The following is a 6764-nucleotide window of genomic DNA, read 5'->3' as shown; positions in this document are numbered from 1 at the left end:
GTGGGGAAGATGGCCGGCAGGCCAGAGGGGGGCGCGAAGGAACGCACACCTACCCAGGGGACCGCACCATAATGGGGTCCCTCTTCCTGCGCGATATCCGCCTCTCGATCCGTGCCGGCGGCGGCGCGCTCACCGGGGTCATCTTCTTCCTCGCCGTCATCGCCACCATCCCGTTCGGCGTCGGGCCGGACCTCAACCTGCTTGCCCGTATCGGCCCGGCGATCCTGTGGATCGCGGCCTTGCTCGCCTGCCTGCTTGGCCTCGACCGGCTGTTCCAGGCCGACCGCGAGGACGGCTCGCTCGATCTTCTGGTGCTCGGCCACGACCGCCACATGCTGGCGCTGACGGTGCTGGTGAAATGCCTGGCGCACTGGGCGGGCAGCGTGCTGCCGCTGGTGGTCGCCGCACCGCTGCTTGGGCTGTTCATGAACATGGAGCCGGCCGGCATCGGCGCCACCGCGCTGACGCTTCTCGTCGGCACGCCGGCCATCACCTTGATCGGGGCGGCCGGCGCCGCGGTCGCGGTGGCACTGCCGCGCGGCGGGCTGCTGATCTCGGTGCTGGTGCTGCCGCTCACCATTCCGGTGCTGATCTTCGGCGTCTCGGCAAGCTATGGCGCGGTGGCCGACCCAGCGCCGTTCCTGCAGCCCTTCCTCATTCTTGCCGCGCTGACGCTGTTTCTTGCCGTGCTCGGGCCGGCGGCGGCGGCGCTGGCGCTGCGCCATGGGACGGACTGAGCGATACGGGCTGCGGCGCGGCGGCCAATTGCGAAGCCGGAACGGCGAGGCTAAGGGAAGGCATGAACAAGCAGGGCAAAATGGCCGGGCCGGAATGCCGCATCCGCGCGGAGCGGCGGGCATGAGTGCGCATGCGCTCTATGTCACGGCTGCCTATGCCATTACGGCGCTGGTGCTGGCGGGGCTGGTCGCATGGATCCTGATCGACCAGCGCGGGCGCAAGCGCGATCTCGCCGAGCTCGAAGCCGCCGGCGTGCGGCGGCGCTCCGACAAGAGCGAGGCCCTCAAGGACAAGGGCGCGAAATCATGACTGAGAGCACGGAAACCGGAACGCCGGCGCCGCGCGCGCGTCGCCTGTTCGTCCTGCTGCCGCTGCTGATCTTCCTGGGGCTGGCCGGGCTGTTCCTGTCGCAGCTCCTGTCCGGCCGCGACGTGTCGGAAGTGCCGTCGGCGCTGATCGGCCTGCCGGCGCCGCAGACCAATCTGCCACCGCTGCAAGGCAGCACGCTGCCGGGGCTCGATTCGAAGTCGTTCGCCGGCAAGGTCACGCTGGTCAATGTCTTCGCCTCATGGTGCGCGCCGTGTCGCGACGAGCATCCGGTGCTGCTCGCTTTGTCGAAGGACAAGCGTTTTGTGCTGGCGGCGCTGAACTACAAGGATGAGCCGGAGAACGCCCGGCGCTTCCTTGGCGAGGTCGGCAATCCCTACCAGGCGATCGGTGTCGACGAGGCCGGGCGGGCGGCTATCGATTGGGGCGTCTACGGCGTGCCGGAAACTTTCGTCGTCGGCAAGGACGGCAAGATCGCCTACAAGCATGTCGGGCCGATTACCGCCGAGTCGGCGGAGACGCTGCTGTTGCCGCAGATCGAAAAGGCGCTGGCGGCGCATTGATATCCAGGTGATGCCGGCCTGCGAACGGCGGCTTCCTGCGCTTCCGGTGCTCCAGTACCTAAGTACGCTCCGCTCCGGTTCTCGGAATCCACCATTCTCGACTCGGCCTGACCTGAATCTCAACGCGCCTGACAGCGCGGAGCTGGTTGGGCCGAAAAGCTCAGCCGTAGATCTGCTTGTGGATCTGGTAGAGCATCTCGGAGCGGTCGGCGCGCATGTCGGCCAGATCGCGGCTGGAGAAGCTGTCGATTTCGGCGACGAGGCGGTTGTACTGGCGGCGCTTGGCGATGTTGGTGCGAGCGCGGGTGACGAGGTTGTCGAAGATCATGGTAGAGGTTCCTTTCGTGCCGCGTTGCCGCGGCGAATTGTTCCTCCCTTGATCGATACGGAGCATGACATAGGATTGGTGCGTTGCAAAAAGAAGATGTTGCAATGCACCATTGCGCTGGGCGCATAGCCGGTTAATGCGACGTCAATTCCGCGGGGCTGGTCGCCGGGCCACAAGCCATACGCCAACTCTCGCCCTTTTTGTATTGCAACTGCGTATTCGCACATTGCCTTCTGGCTAGCGGACTGGCTTGATCCGCGCATTCTGAAATGCCCGGAGGAAAAGCATGACGGCCGCCGATTACGAAGTTCTCGATCCACGTTTTTCGCGGCTGGTCAACAGCAACGAGCGGGTGGAGAAGCTGTTCACCGGCTGCCGCTGGGCGGAAGGTCCGGCCTGGTTCGCCGCCGGCCGCTACCTCGTCTGGTCCGACATCCCCAACAACCGAATGCTGCGCTATGACGAGACCGACGGCAGTGTCAGCGTGTTCCGCCAGCCGTCCGGCAATTCCAACGGCAACACCGTCGACCGGCAGGGCCGGCTGGTCACGTGCGAGCATTCGGGCCGCCGCGTCAGCCGCACCGAGCATGACGGCTCGGTCATCACCATCGCCGACAATTGGCGCGGCAAGCGGCTCAACTCGCCGAACGACGCGGTGGTGAAGTCCGACGGCTCGATCTGGTTCACCGATCCGGCCTACGGCATCGACACCGACTATGAGGGCAATCACGCAGAAAGCGAGATCGGCGCCTGCAACGTCTACCGGGTCGATCCCGGCACGGGGGAGATCGATGCCGTCATCACCGACATGGTGAGACCCAACGGGCTTGCCTTCTCGCTCGACGAAAGCCTGCTTTATGTCGCCGATACCGGCCGCACGCATGGCGCCAAGAACCCGGCGCATATCCGCGTCTTCAACGTCGGCAAGGGTGGCAAGAAGGTTTCGGGCGGCAAGGTCTTCGCCGACTGCACGGCCGGGCTGTTCGACGGGTTCCGTCTCGACGAGGCCGGCCGAATCTGGACAAGCGCCGCCGACGGCATCCATTGCTACGATCCCGACGGCACGCTGATCGGCAAGGTCAAGGTGCCGGACGTCGTCGCCAACTGCGTCTTCGGCGGCCCCAAGCGCAACCGCCTCTACATCGCCGGCACCACCTCGCTCTATGTGGTCTGGCTGATGGTGAACGGCGCCAAGACGTATTGAGCGATGGGCCCGGCCGGTGTCATCGCGAGCGGATGAAGCCGGCGAAGGCCGAGAGCGCCTCGTTCATCGCCAGCCGGTTCGCAGGCTCCGCCAGGATCGCCTCCATCTCCGGCGGCTTCTTGCCCAGCAGCGCGATTTCCAGCGCCGCTTCTTCACGGAGCGCGAACGACATCGTCCGCATGATCTCGGCCAGGGCGGCGCGCGCATAGAGCGAGCGCGGCGAGGCATGCACGAACATAGCCGGCTTGGCGACGGCGGCGTCGCGCGACACCAGCCAGTCGAGCGCGTTCTTCAGACCGCCCGGCACGCCATGGGCATATTCCGGACAGGAGACGATGACGCCGTCGGCCGCCGTGACGGCCTCGATCAGCGCTGCCGCTTCCGGTGGCGTGCGCTCGCCCTCGTCGTCCGGGTTGAAGATCGGCAGCCGGCCAAGTCCGTCATAGAGGGTCACGCGGGAGCCGGCCGGCGCGTTTTGAGCCAGCGCCGCGAGCAGCGCCGAATTGGTCGAGGCGGCGCGCAGGCTGCCGGAAATGGCAAAGATGTTGAGCAAGCGGGAACTGTCCGGGCGAATCGTGCCCGAGGCTACCACATGGTCTGCCGGTAATCCTGGTCCAGCTCGCGGTCGATGTCGCCGGCGGCCTCGGCGAGCGCCAGCTGGTCGCGGATGATCTGGCCGAGCGTCGGCAGCGTCGCGCGGTCGTACCAGGTCTCCGGCTTCCACAGATCCGAGCGCATGAAGGCCTTGGCGCAATGCATGTAGGCGGCCTTGACCGACACCACGATGACGCTCTGCGGCTCCTTGCCGTCGACGGCCAGCCGCCCGCGCAGGCCGGCATCGACGGTGATGCGGGCGTCGCCGTTGACGCGCAGCGTCTCGTTCATGCCGGGAATGAGGAACAACAGCCCGACCGAGGGATTGCGGACGATGTTCTCCAGCGTGTCCAGCCGGTTGTTGCCGGGCCGGTCGGGGATGGCGATGGTCGCGTCGTCGAGGATGGCGGCGAAGCCGGGCTTGTCGCCTTTCGGCGTTACGTCGGCATTGCCGGCGCCGTCGGAGGAGCCGATCAGCACGAAGGGGCTCTTGCCGATAAAGGAGCGGCAATGGCCGTCAAGCGCCTTCAGTTCCTTGCGGATGGGGCCATCGGTCGGTCGGGGCGTCTTGTAGATCGCCCTCAGCTCGTCGCGCGTGGTGAGGAATTCCATGCCCCGTCCCTCTCTTGTTCTGCCGCAATTCCGGACGGAAAACCGCTGCGCACGTTTCCTGGAATTGCTCTATTTGCCAGCGTTCTCCTCCTTAGCCTTGTCCTCAAGCGAATGGCGCATGATCAGTGGCATCTGGCTGAAGGTGAAGAGAAGCGTGATGGGCATGATGCCCCAGACCTTGAAGGTAACCCAGGCGTCGGTGGAAAAATTCCGCCAGACCACTTCATTGACGAGGGCCAGGAAGAGGAAGAACAGGCCCCAGCGGAAGGTGAGCTTCTTCCAGCCTTCGGTGTCTAGCCTGAAGGCTGAATCGAAGACATAGCCGAGCAGTGACTTGCCGAAATACAGGCCGCCGAGCAGCACGCCGCCGAACAGCGTGTTGACGATGGTCGGCTTCATCTTGATGAAGACGTCGTCCTGCAAATAGAGCGTCAGCGTGCCGAAGATGAGGACGACGACACCCGACACCATGGGCATGATCGGCAAGGTGCGGATGAGCAGCCAGGAAACGATGAGCGCCAGCGCAGTGGCAACCATGAACAGGCCGGTGGCGACGAAGATCGGCCCGCCGAGCTCGCCCAGCACCGGGAATTTCTGCACCAGCCATTCGCTGCGCGAATTGGCGAAGAAGAACACCATCAGCGGACCGAGCTCCAGCGCCAGCTTGAGCACCGGGTTTACGCCTTCCTTCTTCTGTTTCTGCGGGTCTGACGGGTCGCGTTCGAGGATGTTCATGGAAGTCCTTGTTGTCCCGAAAGTCGGCGCTTTTGGGATCGTTCAAGCCACGCCAGCGATCGCGCGGGCGAATTCGCTGGCTGAAAAAGGTTCGAGGTCGTCGACTTGCTCGCCGACGCCGATGAAATAGACCGGCAGCCTGTGCCTGGCCGCGATCGCCACCAGAATACCGCCGCGCGCCGTACCGTCGAGCTTGGTCATCACCAGGCCGTTGACGCCGGCGACGTTGCGGAAGATCTCGACCTGGCTCAGCGCATTCTGGCCGGTGGTGGCATCGACCGTCTGCAGCACGGTGTGCGGCGCTTCCGGATCGAGCTTGCCCAGCACGCGCACGATCTTCTCCAGCTCCGCCATCAGCTCGGCCTTGTTCTGCAGCCGGCCGGCGGTGTCGATGATCAGCACATCGGAGCCGGCATCCTTGGCCTTCTCGAAGGCGTCGTAGGCGAGGCCGGCGGCATCGGCGCCGAGTTTTGAGGCAATGACCGGCGATTTCGTCCGCTCGCCCCAGATCTTCAATTGTTCGATCGCGGCGGCGCGGAAGGTGTCGCCGGCGGCGAGCATCACTGACAGGCCGCCATCGGTCAGCTTGGCGGCCAGCTTGCCGATCGTCGTGGTCTTGCCGGTGCCGTTGACGCCGACCACCAGGATGACATGCGGCTTGTGGGTGAGGTCGAGCTCCAGCGGCAGGGCGACGGGGGTCAGCACCTTCTCGACCTCGGCCGCCATGACCGAGCGCACCTCGGCGTCGGAGACGTCCTTGCCGTAGCGGCTGGAGGCCAGCGCATCGGTGACGCGGAGCGCGGTCTCCAGGCCGAGATCGGCGCGGATCAGCACGTCCTCCAGGTCCTGCAGAGTGTCCTCGTCCAGCTTGCGCTTGGTGAAGACGCCGGCAATGTTGCCCGACAGCTCGCGCGAGGAGCGGGCAAGCCCGTCCCGCATGCGCTGGAACCAGGAGCGCCGCGGCGCCGGCTCCGGCGCCTTCTGCGCCTCGGCCTTCTGCTCGACCTTTTTTGCGACGGTTATCTTGCCGGTTGAGGGCTTTGGCTCCGGGGTGTGCGGGATCGGCTGCGGCTCGGGGGCAATCTCGGCAACCATCCGCTCCGGTTCGACCGGCGCAGGCTGGCGAATCGGAGGAGCGATTTCCGCCGGCGGAGCAGGCTCCGGTGGCGGCAAATCCTCGACAGGCTGGCGCTGCCCCTCACCCTCTGCCCGTGAAGAACGGCGCGAGGGGGGCGTCGGCGTTGGCGCTTCTTCCTTCTCCCCGTCACTATACGGGGAGAAAGTGCCGGCAGGCGGATGAGGGGCGGCGCCGACCTCCAAAGATGGCTCGATAGAACGTGGCGCTGCCGGCGGCACCTCGATCGGTGCCGGCGTCTCGGCCGGGACTTCGCTGGGCGTCGTCGGCACTTCGACGGGCGCCGGCACCGGCTGCGGCTCCGGCCGCGCAGGCTCGATCTCCGGCGAGGCCGGCTCCGGCTGCGGTACCTCTTGCGGCGCGGGCACCGGCTCAGGTGCAGGTTCGGGCGGAACGGGCACTTCCTCCGGTGCCGGCGGCTCCGGCTTCTCCGGGGCAGGTTGCGGCTCTTCCTCCGGCAGGGGCTGCGGCAACGGCTCCGGCTCGGACGGAACGACCGGCTCAGGTGCCGGCGGGGTGGCCGGGTCC

Annotated in this window: 9 protein-coding genes; 4 read left to right on the top strand and 5 right to left on the bottom strand. The window is 66.2% G+C overall.

Annotated elements, in window-relative coordinates; genetic code table 11:
* The first annotated feature begins 71 nt into the window (after nt 1-71).
* From ccmB to EOA33_RS19265, 3 genes are all read left to right on the top strand, one after another.
* A complete protein-coding gene (ccmB, locus tag EOA33_RS19275) occupies nt 72-737 on the top strand; it encodes a heme exporter protein CcmB (RefSeq protein WP_126057433.1) in 666 nt (221 codons plus the stop codon).
* A gap of 121 nt (nt 738-858) precedes the next feature.
* Nucleotides 859-1047 carry a heme exporter protein CcmD gene (gene ccmD, locus EOA33_RS19270; protein WP_126057434.1) on the top strand — a complete coding sequence of 63 codons (189 nt, stop codon included), beginning with the start codon at nt 859-861 and terminating at the stop codon, nt 1045-1047.
* Entirely contained in the window at nt 1044-1628 is a 585-nt protein-coding gene (locus EOA33_RS19265) for a DsbE family thiol:disulfide interchange protein (protein WP_126057435.1), read from the top strand. Before ccmD ends, EOA33_RS19265 begins: the two co-directional genes overlap by 4 nt.
* Nucleotides 1629-1788: 160 nt before the next feature.
* On the opposite strand, the gene EOA33_RS19260 is transcribed toward EOA33_RS19265, so the two are convergent.
* Complete coding sequence (locus tag EOA33_RS19260) at nt 1789-1956, bottom strand: hypothetical protein (RefSeq protein WP_126057436.1); 168 nt, start codon at nt 1954-1956, stop codon at nt 1789-1791.
* 286 nt (nt 1957-2242) lie between these two features.
* Here EOA33_RS19260 and EOA33_RS19255 point away from each other — a divergent pair, with 286 nt between their 5' ends.
* A complete protein-coding gene (locus EOA33_RS19255; RefSeq protein ID WP_126057437.1) occupies nt 2243-3160 on the top strand; it encodes an SMP-30/gluconolactonase/LRE family protein in 918 nt (305 codons plus the stop codon).
* A 19-nt stretch (nt 3161-3179) separates the two neighbouring features.
* On the opposite strand, the gene EOA33_RS19250 is transcribed toward EOA33_RS19255, so the two are convergent.
* From EOA33_RS19250 to ftsY, 4 genes are all read right to left on the bottom strand, one after another.
* Nucleotides 3180-3713: an NADPH-dependent FMN reductase gene (locus EOA33_RS19250; protein WP_126057438.1), complete on the bottom strand. Its 534-nt coding sequence runs from the start codon at nt 3711-3713 to the stop codon at nt 3180-3182.
* Nucleotides 3714-3745: 32 nt separating this feature from the next.
* Entirely contained in the window at nt 3746-4366 is a 621-nt protein-coding gene (locus tag EOA33_RS19245; RefSeq protein WP_126057439.1) for a pyridoxamine 5'-phosphate oxidase family protein, read from the bottom strand.
* Between the two features lie 69 nt (nt 4367-4435).
* Complete coding sequence (locus EOA33_RS19240) at nt 4436-5101, bottom strand: septation protein A (RefSeq protein WP_126057440.1); 666 nt, start codon at nt 5099-5101, stop codon at nt 4436-4438.
* Between the two features lie 42 nt (nt 5102-5143).
* On the bottom strand, nt 5144-6764 hold a 1621-nt coding region (gene ftsY / locus EOA33_RS40605; RefSeq protein ID WP_127406298.1), incomplete at its 5' end, for a signal recognition particle-docking protein FtsY.

This window comes from Mesorhizobium sp. M4A.F.Ca.ET.050.02.1.1, from assembly GCF_003997725.1.
In the GTDB taxonomy this organism is placed as follows: Bacteria; Pseudomonadota; Alphaproteobacteria; order Rhizobiales; family Rhizobiaceae; genus Mesorhizobium.
This window is presented reverse-complemented; position numbering and strand designations above follow the sequence as displayed.

Coding starts and splice junctions, on each gene's coding strand:
- EOA33_RS19245 (WP_126057439.1), bottom strand. CDS start 4,366: ATGGAATTCCTCACCACGCGCGACGAGCTGAGGGCGATCTACAAGACG.
- EOA33_RS19240 (WP_126057440.1), bottom strand. CDS start 5,101: ATGAACATCCTCGAACGCGACCCGTCAGACCCGCAGAAACAGAAGAAG.
- EOA33_RS19255 (WP_126057437.1), top strand. CDS start 2,243: ATGACGGCCGCCGATTACGAAGTTCTCGATCCACGTTTTTCGCGGCTG.
- EOA33_RS19265 (WP_126057435.1), top strand. CDS start 1,044: ATGACTGAGAGCACGGAAACCGGAACGCCGGCGCCGCGCGCGCGTCGC.
- EOA33_RS19260 (WP_126057436.1), bottom strand. CDS start 1,956: ATGATCTTCGACAACCTCGTCACCCGCGCTCGCACCAACATCGCCAAG.
- ccmD (WP_126057434.1), top strand. CDS start 859: ATGAGTGCGCATGCGCTCTATGTCACGGCTGCCTATGCCATTACGGCG.
- ccmB (WP_126057433.1), top strand. CDS start 72: ATGGGGTCCCTCTTCCTGCGCGATATCCGCCTCTCGATCCGTGCCGGC.